The sequence below is a fragment of the Paenibacillus brevis genome, assembly GCF_018919145.1.
GTDB classification, from domain to species: domain Bacteria; phylum Bacillota; class Bacilli; order Paenibacillales; family Paenibacillaceae; genus Fontibacillus; species Fontibacillus brevis.
This window is the reverse complement of the sequence record NZ_JAHLQJ010000018.1, coordinates 29,463-52,258: the sequence shown is the minus strand read 5'-3', so window position 1 is coordinate 52,258 and position 22,796 is coordinate 29,463. Positions and strand designations below refer to the sequence as shown.

The window sequence follows — 22,796 nt, the reverse complement described above, 5'->3', positions numbered from 1 at the left end:
CGATTTCAAGAGAGCTTTTTTGGCTTGAAAATGCTGGAGTTTTAATTGTTATGTGAGAGATGCATGATTTATTTCAAGAGAAGAATTGAGTAACCAGGACAATAAATCCGACGAAAAGGGCAAATAGCCCGCCTAGGCGCGTCATCGTTAAATAGGTGTCACTTGGCTCTGAATCTCCATCGACCTTCCAGCCTTCTTTCATATGCCAGCCCAAGGAAGGGAAGAAGAGATTGAGGCAACCAATCCCGATAATCACCAGTCCAAAGAACACGTACATGACATCAACTCCTTTGTAAATAAGTACGTGAATGAATGGGAAAGGTTCCTTTAGCAGCTTGTTTCAGAAATATCAGGAAGGGATCAATTGATAGCACCCATGGATCTTATATCAACGTTTATGGAAAGATCGATGGTTGATTCTGCAAGAGTCTCGCCCCAATGCTCCTCTAATTTTTTAAGAGAACCAAGGCGGCGCGAGTTCTTTTGGATGGGGCAGCGCAATAACAATTAATTCTTTTGGGGTTACATTTTTAAGATAAATTCAACAATTTTTTGACTTTTTACTTGCATGCGCTTTAATCAGAAGCTAACATAGAGGAAGGTGGAAAATTCCGTGAACATAGCTGAGGAGGGCTTGCCATGTTACTTGCTGCACCAGGGGAAGTCACGACAACCTTTAACGGTTTTGATATTTTCATGATCCTGTTTACGATTGTTATCCTGATCGGCGTGCTGCGGCTGCTGAAGGAACCGAAAAAGAATCTGTTTGCGATCGGCTTCGGGCTGTTCAGCTTGCTCATCTTTTTGGCCTCGGATGCCGTCATGGTGATGGCCTGGTTCAGTCAGAGCCAGTAGGGTCCAGCTTGGAAGTTCGGTGATGAGCTTCATCGAAAGATGACTGGACTATGACTCGTAATCCCGTGTTATTTGACTTGAGGGAGGCACTTTGTTCCGGAAGGGAATAGAGTGTCTTTTACTTATTTCATCTTTCGTGGCGCGAGTACTACGCGAGTAATTTTAATGCTTTTTGTCATTAAATTCGGTGCATGAGCGCCTGCATTAGCAAATTTAATATCTTTTGTCACTAAAATCGGAGCATGAGCAACTGCGTTAGCAAATTTAATGCCTTTTGTCACTAAAAAAGTCGCATGCGCATCTCTGCCAGCAATTATAACGCTTTTAGTCACTAAATCTATCGCATGAGCGCCTACGTCAGGGATTTTGTGTAACTTGCTTTTGGGTGCTGGTGACTGATGGCGGGAAATGGTAACGGGTCAGGAGTAATAAGCGTTTTAGCAGTTATTGCTTGCTAGAGTGTTGGAGTAATGTCTGCTAAAATAGATAAGTTGAACTAAAGAAGCTGCAGGGAAAAGGTATAACGTGAACTATGCCGAAGTAAAGCTTTCTGTAAGAAAGCTACTGCGGAAGCATGCACATAGTAGTGCTCGGCTTTTGTGAGCGGTGTTTTGCCTTATGATACCTTAGTTCAATCGGAGAAATTATTTAGGAAATTAGTCAGCCGAGTTCATTCGGCATTCAGGAGGAAATAGATGAGCAAGTCGGCAGTAGCTTTGACCAGACAGGATGTAGAGCTGCTCGCCCCCGCAGGGGATTGGGATTGTATGCGGGCGGCGGTAGCGAATGGAGCAGACGCGATATTTTTTGGCGTAGAAAAATTTAATGCACGGGCGCGCGCGAACAATTTTCGGATGGACGAGCTTCCGGAGATTATGGCCTTTTTGCATAGCTATGGTGTTAAAGGGTTTCTGACCTTCAATATTTTGGTATTCGAAAATGAGCTTGCGGATGCGCAGGAGCTGATTGAAGCGTGCATGGAAGCGGGCATCGATGCGGTAATCGTACAGGACTTGGGCCTGGTGAAGCTGATTCGTGAGCTGTCGCCGGATTTCCCTATCCATGGCTCGACACAGATGACAATCACTTCGCCTGAGGCAGTGGAATTTACCAAGCCATGGGGCATGGAGCGAGTCGTACTTGGCCGGGAGAATAATCTGAAGCAGATTCAGGCGATCGGTGAGCAGGCAAGGCTTCCTATGGAGGTATTCGTGCATGGAGCGCTCTGTGTGTCGTATTCAGGGCAATGCCTGACCTCGGAAATGTGGGGCGGACGCTCAGCGAACCGGGGAGAATGTGCGCAGGCCTGCCGGCTGCCTTATGACTTGATCGTAGACGGCGTACAGAAGCCGATGGGAGACGTAGCTTACCTGCTGTCTCCTAAGGATCTTGCGGCTATTGATATCATGCCTGAGTTGATCGAAGCTGGCGTAACCTCGTTCAAGATCGAAGGCCGGATGAAAACACCGGAGTATGTGGCCAATGTGGTAAGTAAATACCGTCAGGCAATTGACCGGTATTTTGACGGAGACAGCACGCCGCCTTCGAAGGAAGAAATCCGCGAGCTTCAGCAAAGCTTCTCGCGCGGGTTCACCCATGGCTTCCTGGAGGGAACGAACAACAAGCAGTTGCTGGACGGGACATTCCCGAAGAGCCGCGGCGTCTATCTGGGGCGGGTAGAGCAGGTGCTGCGTGACGGCGTTGTCTGCAAGCTTGAAGCACCGGTGAAGCGCGGAGATGGAATCGTGTTTGATGCGGGCGATCCGACGAAAAAGGAAGAAGGCGGACGTGTCTACGATCTGCGGCGCAAAGGCGTGAAGCTGGAGGGCGAGGCCGACGAGACGTGGATCGTCGATATTGTGCCGGGGCGCAATGATATCGATCTGCGCCGGGTGCATGTAGGGGACCGGATCTGGAAGACGAATGATCCGGCACTCGACAAGCGGCTGCGCCAAAGCTATGAGACCGACAAGCCGTACCGGGTGTTCCCGGTACATGTGCAGGTATCCGGCCAGGCTGGCGAGCCGCTGGCAACCTTCTGGACGGATATCCAGAAGGGGACGACAGTGCGCGTGGACTCGGAGCTGTTGCTTGAGACCGCGCAGAAGCGGCCGATGGACGATGCCCTGCTCGAAGAGCAGCTTGGCCGTCTCGGCGGCACGGTGTTCCAGCTTGAGCGGCTGGACACGGAGCTGCATGGCGACGTGATCCTTCCCATGCGAGAGCTGAATGCCCTTCGCCGGCGCGCAGTGGAGCTGCTAGCCGGCGAGCGGCCTAAGCCGCCCGTGTACACGCGGGCGGCCCGGGTAGCGGCAGCGCCTGCTGCTGTGCAGGGTGCGCCGCTGGCGCGCGGTGAGGCGAAGCTCACCGCGCTGTGCCGCAGCCTGCCGCAGGTGCGGGCTGCATTGGATGCCGGCGTGGAGTTTATTTACGCCGACTTCGAATTTATCAAGCAGTTCCCGGCAGCAGTGGAAGCCGTTCGGGCTGCCGGCAAGCAGATTGCACTGGCGACACCGCGCATCCATATGCCGGGCGAGAACGGCTACCATAACAACATCCTGCGTCTTGCACCTGACGCAGTGCTGGTGCGCAATACCGGCGCGCTATATTACTACCTGCGCCACCGGCAAGAGAATCCCTCCGCTGTCCACCCGCAGCTAATCGGCGATTTCTCGTTGAATATCGCCAATCACAAAGCGGTGGAGCTATTCCTGGAGGCTGGCTGCGATATGGTTACACCGTCGTATGACCTGAACATTCAGCAGATGGTGGATTTGCTGGGCAAGAGTAGAACCTCGAAGATGGAGATCGTCATTCATCAGCATTTGCCGATGTTTCATACTGAGCACTGTGTATACTGTACTTTCCTGAGTGAGGGCACGAACTATACGAACTGCGGCCGCCCTTGCGAGGAGCAGCGCGCTTCTCTCCAGGACCGGATTGGCATGAGCCATCCGGTACGGGTCGATGAGGGATGCCGTAATACGGTGTACAATGCAATTGAGCAGTCTGGGGCGGAATATCTGAGTCATTTTCTGGAGCTGGGTGTTCCTAGTTACCGGGTTGAGTTTCTGGAGGAGACACCGGAGCAGGTGCAGCAAGTGATCTCCCTATATAACCAAGCCCTGCGCGGAGAGATTAGCGGGACGCAGGTATGGAAGACGTTGAAAGCGACCAACCAGTTAGGCGTCACAAGAGGTCAGCTCGTCAAATAAACAGAGGGCTAATAAATTGCGGGCATTCCGGGGGTATGGACCTTCGGGTGCTCCTTTTTTTGGTTATTATATGGATAAATGTGACTAGAAAAATATGTATACTTTTAGGGAGGACGAGAGTCTATTCCAAGGAGACAGTGGGCTGAATATCCTGTATTTGTCTTTATATACAAATCGTTCTCCAATCGAGGACAGCTGTTCATAATCCGGAGACATGCTTAAAAACCGCGTAATTAAGGCGTTTTTTACTGTGAATAAATTGTGAAAAGCATTCAAAATGGGGTGATAAGTCCTATTTATCACCAAGCAAAGAAAACGTGATGATGGTATAATAAAAGCGTACACAGGAAGTAAGGAATAAACAAAAATTCTTCAGGTCTAGGAGGGTGAATGTGATGTTTGAAGGATTCCTCGAAATGCAATCGGTAGTTACAAAGGTTCATGGACGGTTAGAACTTGAGGGCGATCAAGCTTACCGTAAGCTCGAATTCGGTACAGAACGCCATCTTCATACACCGGAACCAGGAAGCAGACGCCGTGCCGAGGAAGCGCCTCAGTCATTCGTATCCCGCTTCAAGTTCTGGACCATCTAACTAGATTGAGCAGAGCCCCTTCAAAAAAATAGTGTGGTAGCTATAGCGATAGCGGGCTCAACATTCTCGCCTGGATGCCTCTTGCAGAAATTGATCTGCAGGGGGCATCTTTGTTTTTGATCAAATTACTAACTCAATACGATGTCGGTTCGTGGTTGGTCATATGCTATAATGTCGAGAAAGAGAGTTTGAGCTGTGAGAGGAGACCGGAGAACAATGAAAATCCGTAAGGCCATTATTCCTGCGGCCGGCCTAGGGACCCGCTTCCTGCCTGCAACCAAGGCGATGCCCAAGGAGATGCTGCCGATCGTGGACAAGCCAACGATTCAGTACATCGTGGAGGAAGCCGTTGCCTCGGGAATCGAGGATATCATCATCGTAACAGGGAAAGGCAAACGGGCCATTGAAGATCACTTTGACAATTCGTTTGAACTGGAATACTTTTTGAGCGACAAATCTAAATGGGATATGCTGAATGAGGTTCGAAAATCCTCCAATTTGGCAGACATCCATTATATCCGGCAAAAGGAACCTCGCGGCCTGGGCCATGCCATCTGGTGTGCCCGCAAATTTATAGGAGATGAGCCGTTCGCTGTACTGCTTGGTGACGATGTCGTGGAATCAGACGAGCCTTGCTTGAAGCAAATGATCGATGTCTACAATGAGGAGCAAGCTTCCATAGTGGGAGTTCAACCGATTCCATGGGAAGAGGTCTCCAGATACGGAGTTGTCGACGGTATTAAAGTCAGAGATCGGGTCTACGAATCAAGGCAGCTTGTGGAGAAGCCGCCCATTGGACATTCGCCATCTAATCTCGCCATTATGGGACGCTATATTCTTACTCCGGCGATCTTCGATATCCTCAATGATCAGCAAGAGGGCGTTGGTGGGGAGATTCAACTGACAGATGCGATTGCGCGGCTTGGTGAGCGTGAGCGGATTCTTGCTTACCATTTTGATGGCCTGAGACATGATGTGGGGGAAAGACTTGGTTTTATTAAGACCAGCATACACTATGCCCTGCAAAGAGAAGAACTGCATGATGACCTGCTAAAATATTTGGCGGAGCTGGTGCTCCGAAATGAAATCGGCCTCTCCTGAGCAGGAGAAGCCGATTTTTTGTTAATCTGCTAATTTAAAAGGTTAGTTGTGCGATTTGGTCGATGGAAGCCTTCTCCCCAGGATCTGCCTGAATCAATTGATCATAAACTGTTTGATCACTGCCACCGGAGACTTGTAAAGCGGCAAGGTACCAGCGAGCAATTTCCCGGTTGTTCGGATCGTTAAAGTCCTGTGGTAGTCCATGCTGTAGGATAACAGCTGCTTCAGCAGGCTCTCCCATCATGTACTGCATCTTGCCGGCATGAAGCGCCATATTCATGGTAACTGCAAATGGATTCCCTTGAAACTGCCCCTCCGGCAGGGCCTTTAAATGCTCTACTCCTTGTACTACTCTATCAAAGGCTTGAAGTCCGGAGAAGAAGTACTTGTCCTTTTCTTCAACTGCACCATTGCTAAGGCTTTGGTACCCGAGTTCATAGGATTCAACAATCAACTGTTCGTACCAGTCTTGATCGTACACATAACGGCTCGCATTATCCTTAAGAACATCATAAGCTTTAGCATACTCGCCCTTGCTCTTGTATAACGTTGCGAGCTGAGAGTACAGATTTTTATCAAAGGGTTCCTTTTTCAAAGCGCTTGTAAGCAAACTCAAGTTTTGTGTATAGAAGGCTTCCTCCTGTGTTTGCTCAAAGGCAGATCGCAGCAAGACATTATAGTTAAGCACAGCCGTTGGGTGATTCTTCCGCTTATTCAGCGTTTGCACGAAAGAAGCTTGAATCTCCTGGAAGTCTGTACTTGTTGCCATCAATTCCTGCCCTTTCTGAAGAGTATTATTCGCTTGGACATAGCGGATTGAAGTGAAAATCAGCAGTAAGGAACTGATCACAATAATACCGTTATATAGTACGCGGGCTGTCGAACCTTTCAGTGAAAGACGTTTGAGAGGCTGAGCATCCATAGCTGCCGACATGCCCCCAAGACCAAGGAAGACTAGTATTCCAATAAAGACATAACTCATATTAAAGTCCATTAAACTGTGAATAAGTATTGAAAGGACGATAATAAAATACACGAAATACGAATTGCGCTGTGCTTCTTCAGATTTAAAATATCCGCGAATATATTTATAGAAGATGAATCCGATGCCTGCGAAAAGAACAATGAAGCCCAAAAGACCAACCTCTACAAGGTACTGCATGGCAAAGCTGTGTGCCTGACGGCTTGTATAAGGGTTGTTCTGGTACTTCTCGTAGATGGAAGCCCAGGCGCCTCCTCCGGCACCCAGTATCGGATAATCCTTAATAACCTTAACGGCATCCTTATAGAACGTAAAGCGTTCCAGCACACTGTGCTGTTGGAAGTTGATATTCTCCAAACGGTCGCCGATGTTGCCAGGAAGAACATGCTTCAGATTAGTTCCGAGCAAGAGCGCTACAAGAATAACTGAGGCCAGAACAGAAACCACGGGCAGCCATAAGCCAGCAAGTTTTTTGGAAGCCCAGCGTTCTGTAATTCGGTCTAACCAAGGTGAAATATAGCGTTGAATGCCCCAAGCCAACAAGGCCACCATAATCGATGCGGCAAGCACATACCCCCAGCCCTTTGCCGGGTTATTAATCTGCCCCAGATGGAACTGCTGTCCGAGCTCTGTAACGGGCTTGGAAATGACAAGCGTAGCTGCACCGGAGATCAGGACATAGATGATCCACAGAACTTGCTTGGCCGGCTTCAGGAACAGCAACAGCAAGATGAACACGACCGGCAAGAAGACAAGCCCGCCGCGCGACAAGGTTAGAAGAATCGACAAAATAATCGGTACCAGCATGAAGGCATGAATCACCTGGAGATACCATTTTGTTGATCGAGTAATAGCAAACACAGCTACAAACAGAAAAGCCAACAAGTAAGCTGCGTATGTATTTGGATACTGGAAGACTGAAGCAAGACGTGGTCCATTTGCATCAATCCATACTGCTTGATTGTACTGGCCGCCGATAACCGTCTTTGTAAACCAGCCGACTAGTGCGGAAACCGTTCTCCCTTGTCCGAGCCAATTGAACAGGCCAAACAGGACGATAAGATAAGAAACGCCGATAAGAGAAGTTTCAATGATAGTATTGGCCGATTTATTTTGCAAGATATAAAGTCCAATTACGAAAATGATCGCATATAGACACTGAATCAGCACCGCGTTCATGGCAAAATAATGACTAGCCGCCGAAATCAAAGAGAGGCAATAAGTGATTGGAATAAGCAATACCCACGCCGCTGTCCAATCCCGCTGATCCTCTAACCTAAATTTCTTGAAATGAGCCCAGACCCATATGACCCCGAGGATTCCTCCAATTAATACAGACCAATAGATTGGGTTCTCAAAGTTTTGAACTAACCCGTTAAATAGTCCGGCCTGGAATGGAGCCCACACCAGAAACAAAATTAAACCAACAATTAATAGCCACAACGATGCAGGGAAATTCTCCCTCTTTCTCGACGTTGCTGCCTTTTTCCCGTATACTGGATTCGACACGTATTTTTGCTCCTTTGCTAGTAGATACGTATAGTATTTTAGCATAAGGAAAAGGATGGGGCTAGATTTCCATCATTCCGTTTAACGTCCAAGATTTGGTGGTGTGCAAAATTAAGAACTTGATTTATAGAATTACATATAAGCTGGCAGTTAAAATAAAGCCTCTTATTACCAGCATAGTTTCTCCCACTGTCAGGCAAAAAGTTAAGAGGATGTTGCTCAAGAAAGCTTTTCCTATCGAAAAGGCTACTTCAACTCACTCTTATGTCACTGGTGCAAGAGGTGTGAATCTCTTAGGCTATTCAAGAGCAGAAATGGGAATTGGGGAATCTTGCAGAATTGCTGCCAATAACCTGGAAGCTGCTCATATTCCGTTCGGAATCCTTAATTTCACGGGAACCAATAGCGCTAGAATGGAAGACTTGTCATGGGTTCACAAAGAAATTACTGGACCAAACTATAATATAAACCTGCTTCATGTAAATGCCGAGCAAATGACAGAAATTTATGCGAAATATGGGAACACACTATTCCAAAATAGATATACAATAGGTTATTGGCACTGGGAACTACCTGAGTTTCCGGATGAATGGTTAGAGGGTTTTAGTTTGGTAGACGAAGTGTGGGTTCCGTCGACATTTGTCGCAGATTCTATAGCTTTAAAGAGTCCGGTTCCGGTGGTAAAAATTCCGCACTCTATCGATGTGAAAATAAAGGAGCCACGGAATAGAGCCTATTTTCGCCTGCCTGAGAATGCATTTCTATTTCTTTCTATGTACGATGTGAAGAGTTATCAGGAGCGAAAGAATCCGAAAGCTGTGGTAGAGGCTTTTAAAGTGGCCTTTAAACCGGATGATGCAAGTGTCGGACTTGTTTTAAAGGTAAATAGTTATAGAAGCGGGACGGCTGAACTTAGAGCGCTTGACTCCCTTATAGAGGATTATCAAAATATCTATTTAATAACGGATACGATCAGCCGTAATGATATAAATGCATTGCTGAATGTAACAGATTGTTTTGTATCTTTGCATAGAAGTGAGGGGTTCGGGCTCGGATTGGCTGAAGCCATGTACCTTGGAAAGCCGGTGATCGGAACTAACTGGTCCTCGAATACAGATTTTATGAATACAAGCAATTCCTGTCCGGTTGATTATAGATTAATCCAAGTCGGAAATGATTATGGTCCTTATAAGGCATACCAGCAATGGGCGGATCCGGATGTCGATCAAGCAGGAGACTATATGAAAAGGTTAGCTGCCGATAAAGAGTTCTATGATAAAATTGCTCTAGCTGGTCAAAGAAATATCAAAGAGGGCTTTTCACCGCCGGCTATTGGGAAGTTGATACAAGAACGATTAAAATATATTGAAAAATGGAAATTTGGAGGAAGACAATGACTATAACATGCGTCATTATGGCAGGAGGAAAAGGAGAACGGTTCTGGCCGAAAAGTAGAACCAACCTACCCAAACAATTTCTGAACATTTCAGGGAATAAATCGATGATACAGCAATCAATAGCCAGGTTAGAGAATCTGATAGATATCAGTCAGATTTTCATCGTAACGAATGGATTGTACGCTGAATTAATTAAGGCTCAAATTCCTCATTTGCCGCATGAGAATATCATTATAGAGCCGATTGGGAGAAATACGGCGCCTTGTATCGGTTTAGCTTCCATATTAATTGAAGAACGATTCCCGGACAGCACCATGATAGTATTACCCTCAGATCATATCATCGAAAATGAAGAGGGCTTTATTAGAATCCTTGAGACTGCAGTTGAAGTTGCTCAGGACAACAAGAGCTTGGTTACCCTGGGGATCCAACCTGGATACCCGGAAACCGGATACGGTTATATAGAAAGTACAGATCAAAGAGAAATAGTTAATGAGTTGGACGTTCTCAAAGTAAATAAATTTGTTGAGAAACCCGACCAGGCCACTGCAGAGTCTTATTTAGAGGCAGGGAATTATTACTGGAATAGCGGGATTTTTGTTTGGCGTACAGAAGTGATCCGCAAATATATCCAACAGTTAATGCCGGAAATGCATGATATACTGGAAACGATGCGCGCTGCTTTCGGTAATGCAAATTTTGCTGAAGTTATTAAAGATGAATTCATTAAGATGCCTGACCAGTCGATTGACTATGGAATCATGGAGAAAGTCGACAATATTTATGTTATCCCTTGTGTTTTTGGATGGGATGATGTCGGTAGTTGGACTGCTTTGGAACGTATCAATGAACTTGATGAAAATGGAAATGTGATTAAAGGAAACATTTTGAATTTGGATACCAAAAGATGCATTATAGAAAGTAACGGGAAATTGATCGCTACCTTGGGCATTGAGGACCTGATTATTGTCGATACCGAAGATGTTACTTTGATCTGTAGCAAGGATAAAGCTCAAGAAGTGAAGCTGCTGCTCAAAGAATTAAGAATGCAGAAATTGGAACAGTACCTATAAATTATATTGAAAAGAACTGGAGAGATTTGATTATGTCAAAAAATGCACTGGTAACCGGAATTACGGGACAAGATGGCTCTTACTTGGCAGAACTTCTGTTGGAAAAAGGATATAAGGTTTATGGACTTCGTCGTAGAACCAGCACACCCATGATGGAAAATATCGAATACATTAAAAACGAGATTGAATTTATTGAAGGAGACTTACTGGATCAAGGGTCGCTAATTAATGCAGTTCAAAAGTCGAATCCGGATGAAGTATACAACTTGGCTGCACAGTCTTTTGTGGCAACATCTTGGGAACAACCTATCTTAACCGGTCAGGCGACTGCAATCGGAGTAACAAATATGTTGGAGGCTGTTCGCTTAACGAAGCCTGAGGCCAGATTCTATCAAGCTTCTAGTAGTGAAATGTTCGGTAAAGTTGTCGAAACTCCGCAGAAGGAAACAACCCCTTTTTATCCGCGTAGCCCTTATGGTGTTGCCAAGGTTTATGGTCATTGGATTACTGTGAACTATCGGGAAAGCTATGATATGTATGCATGTTCCGGCATCTTATTTAATCATGAATCGCCGCGTCGCGGAGTCGAATTTGTTACCCGTAAAGTAACGGATGCGGTAGCGAGAATTAAAATGGGACTCCAAAGGGAATTGAGAATGGGTAATCTTGATGCTAAGCGCGACTGGGGCTTTGCCGGTGACTATGTGAAAGCCATGTGGCTTATGCTACAGCAAGATAAACCGGATGATTACGTCATTTCGACAGGTGAAACACACACCGTTCAAGAGCTTGTTGAAATTGCTTTTGGCCATGCGGGGTTGAATTGGAGAGATTATGTGGTTATTGACCCCAAATTTGTCCGTCCGGCTGAAGTGGACTTGCTCCTGGGAGACAGTTCTAAAGCCCAAAAAACATTAGGATGGAAACTGGAGGTTGGCTTTGAGGACTTGGTTAAAATGATGGTGGATAGTGATTTAGAAAAGCTAAATAGATGAAAAATTTTAGTCAAAGGGAATGATTATGAGAGCGCTAATTACCGGTATTAAGGGGTTTGTGGGGCGACATCTTGCACAATTGCTGCTAGATAAGGGGTATGAGGTCTGGGGATTCACTAGAATGGAAGCTCAAGATAGTGTTATTAATAATTGTAATTTGGTAAAAGTAGATTATTCAAACGAACAGTTGTTAATAAATTTGTTTAACGATATCAGACCAGATGAAATATATCATTTGGCTGGACAGAGCTCAGTTAAGTTTTCTTGGAGTAATCATTTGGATACCTTTGAAGGAAATGCCCTGAACACTTTGAGGTTTTTAGAATCTTTGCGGAAAAGTAGTATTTGCAAAGAAGTAAGAGTACTGACTATTGGGTCCTCCGAAGAATATGGGGGAGTGGGATATAGTGACTTGCCAATTAGTGAGTCAGTGGCTTTAAATCCTATAAGTCCTTATGGAGTGTCGAAGGCTTCGGTTTGGTTAATGGCTAAACAGTACTCGCAAGCACATGGCATGAGAATTGTCCATGCTCGCCCCTTTAACCATATAGGCCCAGGCCAAGGGCAAGGTTTTGTTACAACAGATTTCGCGACCCAGATAGTTCGAATTGAAAAGGGCGAGGTTGATCCAATAATTTCAGTAGGGAATTTAGAAGCTAAACGTGACTTTTCAGATGTACGTGATATCGCATATGCATATACATTGCTTCAGCGTAAAGGAATGCCCGGACAAGCCTACAATGTTTGTTCGGGCATCCCGGTATCAATAAATACACTGTTACAGACAATGATCCAATTGAGCAAATGTACTTCTATTTGTGTTGAGAAAGATATGAGTCGCTTAAGGCCTTCAGATATTCCGGTTTATTATGGAGACCCAAGTAATATAAGCAGGACTACTGGGTGGCAGAATAAAATAACATTAAATGAATCACTTAATGATATTCTTGAATTTTGGAGAAAGAAGCTTTAAGGGGCTAAAGTGCGAAATGTATAAAAAAACGGTGGAAATATTCAAATATCGACAGATGTTGGAAAGCTTAGTTTTGACTGATCTCCGAACTAGATACAAAGGGTCCTTCTTAGGTTTTTTTTGGACTTTGCTAAACCCTTTATTGATGCTGGGGGTTTATTCTCTTGTTTTTAAGTATGTTGTACGAATTTCATTGGAGAATTATACAGCATACTTATTTATCGGGATTGTTGTATGGAACCTGTTGAGTCAATCTTTAGTTTCGGGAGCAACTTCGGTGATTCGAAATGCTGGTTTAGTAAAAAAAATATATTTTCCCAAAGAGATCTTACCCTTATCTGTTGTTCTAGGTGGGGTAATTAATTTTTTGCTAAGCCTAGTTGTGCTTTTTCCGGTATTGTTTTTTTCAAACGTGAAAGTGGGTTTACCATTGATAACGCTGCCTATAATTCTAACGGTATATTTTATTTTTACCTTGGCGCTTACTACTTTAGTTTCTTGTTTAAATGTGTATTTCAGAGACCTTGAACATATTTTATCCGTAGTAGTGATGGCATGGTTTTATCTTACACCTATAGTCTTTACAGAGGATATGATACCTGCTGGATTAAAGAGCGTATTTGCTTTAAATCCGATGAATCCAATTGTTAATGGATTCCACAAGGTGTTTTTCTACAACCAGTTTCCGGATATGATTCAGCTATTGTGGTTAGGCCTTCTTTCAATTGGTCTATTGATTATCTGTTATTTTGTATTTGGTAAACTTAGCAGAAAGTTTGCTGAAGAAATTTAGTAAGGAGTAGGTATCAATATGGATGCAATCTCCATTAGCAATGTAACCAAGACTTTTAAAATTTTCACCGAAAGAAGTTCCACGCTTAAGGATAGGATTGTAAAAGGTAGAAAGAACAAGTATCAGGAATTTTGTGCACTAAACAATGTCTCATTGAATATAGAAAAAGGACAAACTGTTGGTTTCATCGGAAGAAATGGTTCAGGGAAAAGCACACTTCTTAAATTGTTAACAGGAATTTTATATCCGGATAGTGGACAGATTCGTGTCAGTGGTAAAGTCTCAAGCTTACTCGAATTAGGGGCAGGGTTTCATCCGGATTTTACAGGGCGAGAAAATATATTTATGAATGCAGCCATACTGGGATTGACAAAAAAAGAGATTAAAAAGAAACTAGATCAAATTATCATGTTTTCTGAACTCAAGGGTTATATTGATAATCCGGTCAGAAACTATTCTTCCGGAATGTATATGAGACTTGCCTTCTCGGTTGCCATCATGGTTGAACCAGAGGTGCTTTTAATTGATGAGGTGCTTGCAGTAGGAGACGCTGCATTTCAACAAAAATGCATGGATCAACTTCGGAATATGAAGCAAAAAGGAACGACTATCGTGTTTGTATCCCATGATTTAGGTGCTATGGAGAAACTGTGCGATAGGGTTGTTTGGATAAACAAAGGTAAGATTGTGGAAGACGATAAACCTAAAAAGGTAATAGATAAATATTTGGAATACTTAGCTATAGAAGAAGATAAGCGATTGATTGAAGAGGCAGGAGAAGTTAATAAGCAAATTGAAGTAAAACAAGATTCTTCAGACTCTTTCGATACTAATAAAGAGAATCAACACGATGAACAGAGATGGGGAAATAGAAAGGTCGAAATTACAGATGTAATTCTTGAAGATTTCAATGGTAAGAAGAAGATGAGCTTTCTTAGCGGTGATGAGCTACTTATAAGAATTCACTATAAAAGTTGGGGTTTTGTTGAAAATCCGGTTTTTGGAATAGCTATTCACACATTAGAACATGTGCATTGTTATGGGACAAATACCCAAATCGATTATTATAAAATTGATGAACTATCCGTTAATGATGTAGGTGAGGTGTATTTTAAAATCCCTCAATTGAACTTATGTGGAGGAACATATCTACTCACAGTTGCAATTCATGATGAGAATGGGCTTCAGTATGATTTTCATGATAAGAAGTATTCATTTAAGGTGACAAGCCTATCCAATGAAGTGGGAATTGTAAAAATTGATCATCATTGGGACCGTAGTGAATTTTAGGAGGAAGCAAAATGCCTAAACAATCAATGACACCTGGAATGATAATGAATCAGATTAGATCGACTGTTCGTAAACATGGGGGGGATGAAAGTATTCCTAGTGAGGTTGAACAGGAGAAGAATCTTGACCAATTGAGCGACGGGAATTCAAGTTATTTTGAGTTAATGAAACGAATTAATGAAGATATTAGGGCATTGTCAGGGAAGGTTCCACCTAATATGCCAATAGCCTTTCAGGAGCCTCGATTAGTATCTAGATTTAGGCTCTTGGGCAAGATTATTGTTCCGATAAGGAAGTTTGGAGCGAGACTATTTACTAAATGGTATGTAGACCCCATTTCAAGCCAACAACATTACTTAAACAAGGAAATGTGGTCTGGGTTAAATCGTTCGATTGAAATTATTACAAACTTAACTCAGCTAGAGACGAAATTAATCAATCAAGTCTATGGCTTAAATAATGTTATAACGGAATTAAAGGATGAGATAACGAGACTTAATAATGACATAAGAGATTTAAGAAGAGAAGATGAAGAGATAATGACGGATATCCAATTGCTAACAAAGAAGTATTCCCATAGTGCATTTGAATATTCTGCTTTTTCCAAACGTTTTAGTGCACCGGGCGATGCAGTTAAACAGATTTTCACTCAGTACTTAAAGTACATTAAACCAGAACATACTGTCTTAGATATAGGCTGTGGTCAGGGGTATTTTTTAGAACTATTGAATGAAAGCTCTATAAAGGGAATTGGTGTGGATAGTGACCCTAGGCTGGTATCGCTTTGTATTGAAAAAGGATTAACAGCGTATGTTGAAGATGGTCATTCATATCTACAAAAGCAGAGCGATGAATCCATAGATTCTATCTTTCTTGCTCATGTAATTGAACACCTCACGCTATCTGAAAAAATAGAATTTTTGGATCTTTCTTATAAAAAATTAAAAAAAGAAGGGGTCTTAATTCTTGAAACCCCAAACACTACTTCTGTTTATGTAATGCATAATTTGTACTACCTAGATCCTACTCACGAGAAACCATTATTTCCTGAGGCACTAAAACACTTAGCTGAGGTGTCGGGGTTTACTGTGGTTGCGTCGTATCTTAGTGGAGCAATAATTGAGACAGGAAAAGAAAATGACTATTATAACTACTCATTGGTTCTAAAAAAATAGTATAGTTGGTGGATAATGAAAATTGCAATTATTACTCCATGGTATAACGATGGGATTTCAGGTGGTGCTGAGCGCTTTGCAGGCGGAATCGCCAAGTGTTTATTAGACATTGGTTGCAATGTTGAGATTCTGACTACTTGCGGGAAAGATTCATTTTGGGATTGGGGCAAAGATTACTATAATGAAGGCAGTTATCAAGTAAATGGGATACTAATCCGTAGATTTTCATTGAATGCAAGAAACAGATTGAAATACGAAGAGATACTAGGAAAGGTCTTGCATAACAAAGAAATAAAATATTCTGAGCAGTTACAATTATTTTTAGAGACTGTAAATAGCGATTCTATGTATGAGTATATTGAAGTGAATGGGCACGAGTACATTTTTTTATTCATACCTTATTTGTTCGGTACTACCTTCTGGGGAAGTAGAATTATTCCAGAGCATAGTTTTATCATTCCTTGTTTACATGATGAAGAACTGGCACGTTTAGAGGCTATCGGTCATATGCTTACTAGAGCAAAGGGGATCTTATTTAATACCGAAGAGGAAAGGCTGCTCACTGAAAGACTGCATGGTATCGATCTGTCCAACTCTGTCATTTCCGGTGGAGGAGTTGAAATTAACCACCATCCTAATGAGAGAAGAGCCCGAGATAAGTTCAACCTTAGTGGTGATTATTTTGTATATGTCGGCAGACTCGTTACTGGAAAGAATGTTCCCCAACTGTTAAAGTTCTTTAAAAATTTTGTAGAGAAAACTAATAGGAATATAACATTGGTAGTTATGGGGAAAGGCGAGGAAGAGATTATAGAAGTGATAGACAAATCACCTAACATGATTCATTTAGGTGAAGTTAGTGATGAAGAAAAATACGATGTTTTATCTGGAAGCCTTGGTTTGATTCAACCCTCACTTATGGAAAGTTTCTCGATTGTCATCATGGAAAGTTGGCTTTGCGGCACCCCGGTAATTGTTAATGACCTATGTGCTGTTACCAAAGGACATTGTGAACGAAGTAAGGGGGGAATGTCTTATAGTGATTATGAGTCATTTGAGAAAGTTTTGGATTATTTTATTTCATCACCGAAGGAAAAAATATCTCGAATGGGCCTGAATGGAAAAGCGTACGTTGAGAAAGAATATACTTGGAATGCAACGGCCCAAAGGATCGTTAAATTTTTGATTGATAACGGATTCAACAAGGAGGATCTTTTCGTATGAGGATACTCATCGATATTCAGACTCTTTTTACAAATGAGAAGAATAGAGGCATTGGTATATATACATATCAATGGATAAAGAAGATTGTTACTGTAAACAATAAGCATAGATTTTATGTAATGAAGAGGGAAGGGGGGAAGTGGTATTTTACCTTCATATCCCAGTATATTGATATCGATTCAAGATTACTCGAGAGCCAATGCTGGTTTGAACAAGAATTCAATTCTTTCCTCTTAGAGAAAGAAATTGATATAGTTCATTTAACTAGTCCGTTTATGTTTGATATAGAGTTGCCTGAAATTACCACGAATCTAACAAAAGTATCTTACTTAGTTTATGATCTAATACCATTAGTAATGGAGCAAGAGTACTATGATAAATGGCCCAAAAGCATCCAACAAAATTATAACGAAAGGGCCGACAAAATAAAGAATGCAGATTTAATTCTTACGATATCAGATGCTTCGAAGCATGATTTAATAAAATTCCTCGGAATAGAGAGTCAAAAAATCAGGGTGATTTACGCCTCAACTAATGAAGATGCTGAAAACGCAAGAAATGTTCGGGATGAGGAAAAGGCGCTTTTACACGAAATTGGTCTAAAAAAGCCATATATATATTCATTAACTGGTAATGATCCAAGAAAGAATAATAAAGGGTTAATCAATGCCTTTTCTAATATTATGAATGATTTTGAAGAATTAACGTTAGTCATTGGCGGCATAAGACAACAATCTGAACAAGAAGAGTTGCTTAAATATGCTATAAGCAAGGGTGTTAATAAGGAACGATTATTATTTCCAGGCTATGTGGCTGAAAACACATTACGAGCTTTGTACAGGCATTGTGAAGTTTTTGTCTTTCCTTCTTTATATGAAGGCTTTGGGTTGCCAGTATTAGAAGCAATGAGATGCGAAGCGCCCGTAATTACAAGCAAGTGTTCCTCTTTGCCCGAAATAACCGGGGATTCGGCTATCTTAGTTGATCCTATTAATGATGAAGAAATAGAAAGTAGTGTTACTAGAGTTTTAAGTGATAAGGATTACCGTTCAGAGCTAATAAGGAAGGGGATAGAACAAGCTAAAATTTTTTCATGGGAAAGAACAGTTGTTGAAAGCATAATAAGTTTTGAATCTCTCCAATCTGCTTCACATGAAATGATAATGCAAGAAGATTTACAAAAGCCCCGACTGGCTTACATTAGCCCTCTTAACCCACAATCAAGTGGGATTTCCGATTATAGCGAGGAGCTTCTTGTACACCTGGAAAAAATTTATGAAGTAATTATATTTGTAAATGGTTATATCCCATCTAATCCAATAATCTCTAATAATTTTAAAGTTGTTGATATAAACGAGAACAAAAAAAAATTAGAAAATATTGATTTGAGATTATATCATGTCGGTAATAACGAGTACCATGAATGGATTATAGATACTTTGGAAAAATATCCAGGTTATGTAGTTTTGCATGATTTGAATTTATTTGGCGTTTTTTTATACTCCACGTATTTAAAAGGCAACACTGAAAAGTTTGTTAATGAATTGGTTTATAATAACGGCAATGAAGGTATAGAAGCTGGAACGTTATTAGCCAACTCTAAGATAATTCCAGACAATCAAAACTTCCCGTTATTTAATAGAGTTGTCGATATGAGCTCTGGAGTGTTAGTCCATAGCAAATATGCGGCAGATAAAATCCGTTTAAACAGGAATTATAAGGGACCGATTATTTCCATTCCTTCAGGAATAACCATTGAAAATCAGGATGTCTCACGGAAAGAAATACAGGCAAAATTGAATTTCAAAAGTAGTGAATTTAATATTGGGGTCTTTGGAAATGTTATTCCAAACAAAAGAGTCGATATCATTATAAAAGTGATTTCGAAACTTATAGAAACTAACCCAGAGGTTCATCTTCGAATAATTGGTCATCCAGAGCCGCATTATAAAAAGGAATTAACTCATTTAGTGTCGAAATTGGACATGAAAAAACATGTAACATTTATTGACTCACCGGATATCGAAACTTTTAAACAATACATTAAAGCAAGTGATTTATGTATTAATCTTCGGTGGCCCACAATGGGTGAAACTTCGGCTACTTTGATGAGGGCTTTAGGATCCGGTGTACCATGTATAGTTTCTAATGTCGGATCATATATGGAGTATCCTGATGATTGTGTATGGAAGGTTGATGTTGATCAGTTTGAAGAGGAACTGTTACTTAGTTATTTGCTTGAATTATGTAATAATTGCTCCCTACTGAACAATATGGGGAATATAGCGGAAAATTACACCAAATCAACGTGTGACTTTGGAATAATAAGTAAAAAAATCAAAAACTTTATTATGCAAGATGGGCCTTGAATGTAGTAACAGGCATTTTAATTTGATTTACTACCCAATGAGATACTAAAGGTGGATTAATTATGAAATTCTTAAAGCTCCCAAGTGTTGTTTTATTTATTGTTATTATATTTATTTATTTCTATGCATTGTCATTGAAAGTTCCTATGAATTCAGATGGTGCTTCAGCTGTATTGCAAGCTAAAGATATGCTGGAAGGAAATGTGTTTCTTAGAAATTGGTATTTATCTACTGGAACTTATATTACAACTGATTTATTCCTATATGTATTATTGTTACCTTTTCTCGGATTTTCAACAAATGTTATTTATGTTGGTTCCGCAATTTTCTACACTGGTCTTGTTATAGTATGTATGTGGATTAGTGCTAAAAAAAAGAATGGTATTTCTTACAAAAGAGCATTTGCTACATTTGCTATAGTAGGGTTACCAAATTTATTTGTTACGAATATGGTGTTCTCTGGGCCTATGCATACTAGTTCATTGCTTTATTGTTTATTAGCTCTATTTATATGGGAATATGCGAAAAATATTTATGTGAGATATGGAAGCTTGTTTATAATTCTTACTTTGGCTCTGATAGCGGACCCTTTTGTGCTCTGGTTTTTTGTGGTTCCTTTTGTTCTGGCCTGTGCATATAAAGCGATTCGGAATAAAAGCGAATACATTTCGCTTGGTATTGTTATAGGATCATATGTAACATCCAAAGTAGTTATGAAGTTTGTTGGGTTCAATGTTCCAAGTATTGGAGAGACTCGATTTGTTAAGATTGATGAACTGAAAAAGAATGTTGTGTTGACAATAGAAGGAATCTTGAATTTATACGGAGCGAATTTCTTTGGGCAATCAGTATCTACAATAGTATTAATAGTCATTTTACACCTGTTCGTTTTGATCTTTACAATTTGGTTAGGTTATCAGAGCATCAAAAAAATAGATAAAAGTAATGTATCGACATTAGAATTATTCTTGATAATTGGGATCATGATTAACATTGTTGAATATGTTTGTAGCAATATGCCTATTAATATAGCAACAACAAGATATATATTACCTGCATTCGTTTTCTTTTCAATTTATATAGGGAAATTTTCATTATCTCGTATTAATAGCAGGAAAATTACAGTAGCATTATCAATATCTCTTATCCTTTATGCTTTGACATCATTACAAACAGTGACTTTAAACAAAACGGTCTCCATATATCAGGAAGTTGCAGACTTTTTGCAACAAAAAGGATTGACACGTGGCTATGGTTCCTACTGGAATTCATCAATAGTTACACTTGAAAGTGAGAATGATGTAATAATAAGACCGGTTGTTTATAACGGAGAAATTGTTCCTTTTGCTTGGTTTTCTAAAACATCATGGTATTCAGAGCCAACAAACTTTTTAATATTTGACAATACAAATTGGGGTGATATCAATGCAGAGAACGCCGAAAAAAAATTTGGAGTTCCAGATCGGATTTATAATTTCAATGGATTGACAATTTTATATTGGGATAAAGATATTTCAAAAGAATTATAAAAGAAGGTATTTTGACATGCGGATTATGAGTTTCAGGGAAATCTGTCTCATGGACTACAACAAAGACAGCATGTTATAGTGAGCCACTGCAAAATTATGAAAAAAGACCCCGAGATTTCTTTTGACTTTTTGCAATGAGTTCAAGAATCGCATTTCGTTCGCTTACATCACCGTAGTATGCGATTCATTCAGGAAATCAAATTATGACTTAACAACATAAACTAGCGGTTAGCAAATTCAAGTGGGCAAATGGTAGAACAAACAGGGAGCGTCTGCCAGCGCCCTTACAGAAGTACATCTAGAAGTCCTTCTATAAGAAAATTAGACGCTTGAGAAGCTATGCTTAGTAGGAAGCCCAAGAAACTATAGGTCGAACTTTGCTAGTTTGCTTTTTAATGCAATTTCACAGTGTCTGATAATGGAGAGATATCTTTTTTTAGAAATATATTTATTTCTAAATTTGTTGTCATTCTACAGGGTTATCCATTGATTGAAACAAGGGAGAGAAAAGAGGCTATGTTATCTTTAGATTGAGCCCTAAAAATATGTAAGGGTTCCGATAAATAGGCTTGAAGAAAAATAGCGACGAAAGAGATGTCAATATGAAAAAAACAGTTTTTTTCTCAGGAGTTTTCTTTCTTTATTTCTATATATTTTATAACCAAATATATAATAAAGCTGGACTTTTTCCATCTGACTTGCCTGATCACATAAGCTTTGGTCAACAATTTTTAGCGGGTGATAATCAACTGCCGCACCCGGGGCTTTATCTTTTGATTTTTTTAGTTTCACTGGTTTCTCCTTTTAGTTTTGAAGAAAGTGGTATATTAACTTTATCGATACTTGTGGTTCTTATTTCCTGGATAATCTATAGATTTTTAACTAAATATACTGATAAGGCATTAGAATATACGAGTGTTTTAATGATTGTCACACCTATATTTGTGCCATTTTTTAATCAACTTTATCTTGGTCAGTCAAGTGCCAATGTATATCATAATCCTACCCTTATTGCTGTAAAGCCATTTGTATATTTATCATTAATTTATTTCATAAAGATGTTGGAGAAACCTACACTTTTGAATGTAGTGCTAACAGGCTTCATATTAATGGCAAGTACTGTAATGAAGCCTAATTTTGTATTGGTTTTTATTTTCACTGCACCATTGTACATGCTAATTAAAAATGTTTCTTTCAATAGATGGTTTCTCCTAATGGCTACCTTAGTTCCAACAGGATCTCTATTAATATATCAATATTTTAGAACATATAATCTAGATGATGGAGGCAAGATAGTCTTTGATTTTTTAGGAGTTTGGAATCTGTATTCACCATCTCCACTGTTGTCTGTTGTATTAAGTTTGTCGTTTCCTTTAGGAATATTGGTATTTAGATCGAAATCTGTATGGAATAGTAGATACTTACTTTTTAGCTGGATTGGAACAATAATTGCTTATTTGCAATTTGCTGTGTTAGCAGAGGAAGGAATTAGATATACCCATGCAAACTTTGTATGGGGAGTGCACATGATGGTTGCTTTATTGTTTCTATTTTCGGTAATTGAACTTATTAAGTGGAAAATTGAGGTTGGCAATGGTAATTGGAAGCAGACTTTAGTGCAAACGATTTTAGCTTTTCACTTTTGTTCTGGATTATATTATTTGATTGCGATAATACTCGGAAATAGTTACATTTAAAGCATGCAAACTGAATTATTTCTCGC

The 22,796-nt window shown here is 40.7% G+C and carries 18 protein-coding genes; 15 read left to right on the top strand and 3 right to left on the bottom strand.

Annotation, left to right across the window (positions count from 1 at the left end; all coding sequences use genetic code 11):
* Positions 1-73 precede the first annotated feature (73 nt).
* Entirely contained in the window at positions 74-277 is a 204-nt protein-coding gene (locus KQJ23_RS18725; RefSeq protein WP_216480436.1) for a DUF6199 family natural product biosynthesis protein, read from the bottom strand.
* 362 nt (positions 278-639) lie between these two features.
* Between KQJ23_RS18725 and KQJ23_RS18720 the strand changes: the two genes are divergently transcribed.
* The gene (locus tag KQJ23_RS18720) at positions 640-855 is read left to right on the top strand and encodes a DUF2759 family protein (protein WP_216480435.1); all 216 of its coding nucleotides are present in this window, start codon (positions 640-642) and stop codon (positions 853-855) included.
* Positions 856-977: 122 nt separating this feature from the next.
* Here the strand turns inward: KQJ23_RS18720 and KQJ23_RS18715 are convergent, their stop codons facing one another.
* Positions 978-1,187, bottom strand: a complete 210-nt coding sequence (locus tag KQJ23_RS18715) for a hypothetical protein (RefSeq protein ID WP_216480434.1) — start codon at positions 1,185-1,187, stop codon at positions 978-980.
* A gap of 363 nt (positions 1,188-1,550) precedes the next feature.
* On the opposite strand from KQJ23_RS18715, the gene KQJ23_RS18710 reads away from it, so the two are divergent.
* The 3 genes from KQJ23_RS18710 (at position 1,551) to galU (ending at position 5,764) form a co-directional block, all read left to right on the top strand.
* Positions 1,551-4,070 carry a U32 family peptidase gene (locus KQJ23_RS18710; RefSeq protein ID WP_216480433.1) on the top strand — a complete coding sequence of 840 codons (2,520 nt, stop codon included), beginning with the start codon at positions 1,551-1,553 and terminating at the stop codon, positions 4,068-4,070.
* Between the two features lie 395 nt (positions 4,071-4,465).
* Positions 4,466-4,663 (top strand): hypothetical protein, encoded by a 198-nt coding sequence (locus KQJ23_RS18705; protein ID WP_212937640.1) that lies wholly within the window; start codon positions 4,466-4,468, stop codon positions 4,661-4,663.
* A gap of 216 nt (positions 4,664-4,879) precedes the next feature.
* Positions 4,880-5,764, top strand: coding sequence for a UTP--glucose-1-phosphate uridylyltransferase GalU (gene galU, locus KQJ23_RS18700; protein WP_216480432.1), 885 nt, complete (start codon positions 4,880-4,882; stop codon positions 5,762-5,764).
* Positions 5,765-5,798: 34 nt separating this feature from the next.
* Here galU and KQJ23_RS18695 read toward each other — a convergent pair whose 3' ends face one another.
* On the bottom strand, positions 5,799-8,255 hold the full coding sequence (locus KQJ23_RS18695; protein ID WP_216480431.1) for an O-antigen ligase family protein: 2,457 nt from the start codon (positions 8,253-8,255) through the stop codon (positions 5,799-5,801).
* 119 nt (positions 8,256-8,374) lie between these two features.
* Between KQJ23_RS18695 and KQJ23_RS18690 the strand changes: the two genes are divergently transcribed.
* From KQJ23_RS18690 to KQJ23_RS18640, 11 genes are all read left to right on the top strand, one after another.
* Positions 8,375-9,652, top strand: coding sequence for a glycosyltransferase family 4 protein (locus KQJ23_RS18690; RefSeq protein WP_249529900.1), 1,278 nt, complete (start codon positions 8,375-8,377; stop codon positions 9,650-9,652).
* On the top strand, positions 9,649-10,725 hold the full coding sequence (locus tag KQJ23_RS18685) for a mannose-1-phosphate guanylyltransferase (RefSeq protein ID WP_216480430.1): 1,077 nt from the start codon (positions 9,649-9,651) through the stop codon (positions 10,723-10,725). The genes KQJ23_RS18690 and KQJ23_RS18685 overlap by 4 nt, the downstream gene beginning before the upstream one ends.
* Before the next feature lie 32 nt (positions 10,726-10,757).
* Positions 10,758-11,720, top strand: coding sequence for a GDP-mannose 4,6-dehydratase (gene gmd / locus KQJ23_RS18680; RefSeq protein WP_216480429.1), 963 nt, complete (start codon positions 10,758-10,760; stop codon positions 11,718-11,720).
* 19 nt (positions 11,721-11,739) lie between these two features.
* The gene (locus tag KQJ23_RS18675; RefSeq protein ID WP_346779429.1) at positions 11,740-12,693 is read left to right on the top strand and encodes a GDP-mannose 4,6-dehydratase; all 954 of its coding nucleotides are present in this window, start codon (positions 11,740-11,742) and stop codon (positions 12,691-12,693) included.
* 16 nt (positions 12,694-12,709) lie between these two features.
* Positions 12,710-13,486: an ABC transporter permease gene (locus KQJ23_RS18670; RefSeq protein ID WP_216480427.1), complete on the top strand. Its 777-nt coding sequence runs from the start codon at positions 12,710-12,712 to the stop codon at positions 13,484-13,486.
* 18 nt (positions 13,487-13,504) lie between these two features.
* Entirely contained in the window at positions 13,505-14,776 is a 1,272-nt protein-coding gene (locus tag KQJ23_RS18665) for an ABC transporter ATP-binding protein (RefSeq protein WP_216480426.1), read from the top strand.
* 11 nt (positions 14,777-14,787) lie between these two features.
* Complete coding sequence (locus KQJ23_RS18660) at positions 14,788-15,951, top strand: class I SAM-dependent methyltransferase (RefSeq protein ID WP_216480425.1); 1,164 nt, start codon at positions 14,788-14,790, stop codon at positions 15,949-15,951.
* 15 nt (positions 15,952-15,966) lie between these two features.
* A complete protein-coding gene (locus KQJ23_RS18655; protein WP_216480424.1) occupies positions 15,967-17,175 on the top strand; it encodes a glycosyltransferase family 4 protein in 1,209 nt (402 codons plus the stop codon).
* Positions 17,172-19,544 (top strand): glycosyltransferase, encoded by a 2,373-nt coding sequence (locus KQJ23_RS18650; RefSeq protein WP_216480423.1) that lies wholly within the window; start codon positions 17,172-17,174, stop codon positions 19,542-19,544. The genes KQJ23_RS18655 and KQJ23_RS18650 overlap by 4 nt, the downstream gene beginning before the upstream one ends.
* A gap of 62 nt (positions 19,545-19,606) precedes the next feature.
* On the top strand, positions 19,607-21,073 hold the full coding sequence (locus tag KQJ23_RS18645) for a hypothetical protein (RefSeq protein WP_216480422.1): 1,467 nt from the start codon (positions 19,607-19,609) through the stop codon (positions 21,071-21,073).
* 602 nt (positions 21,074-21,675) lie between these two features.
* Positions 21,676-22,770, top strand: coding sequence for a hypothetical protein (locus tag KQJ23_RS18640; RefSeq protein ID WP_216480421.1), 1,095 nt, complete (start codon positions 21,676-21,678; stop codon positions 22,768-22,770).
* Positions 22,771-22,796 lie beyond the last annotated feature (26 nt).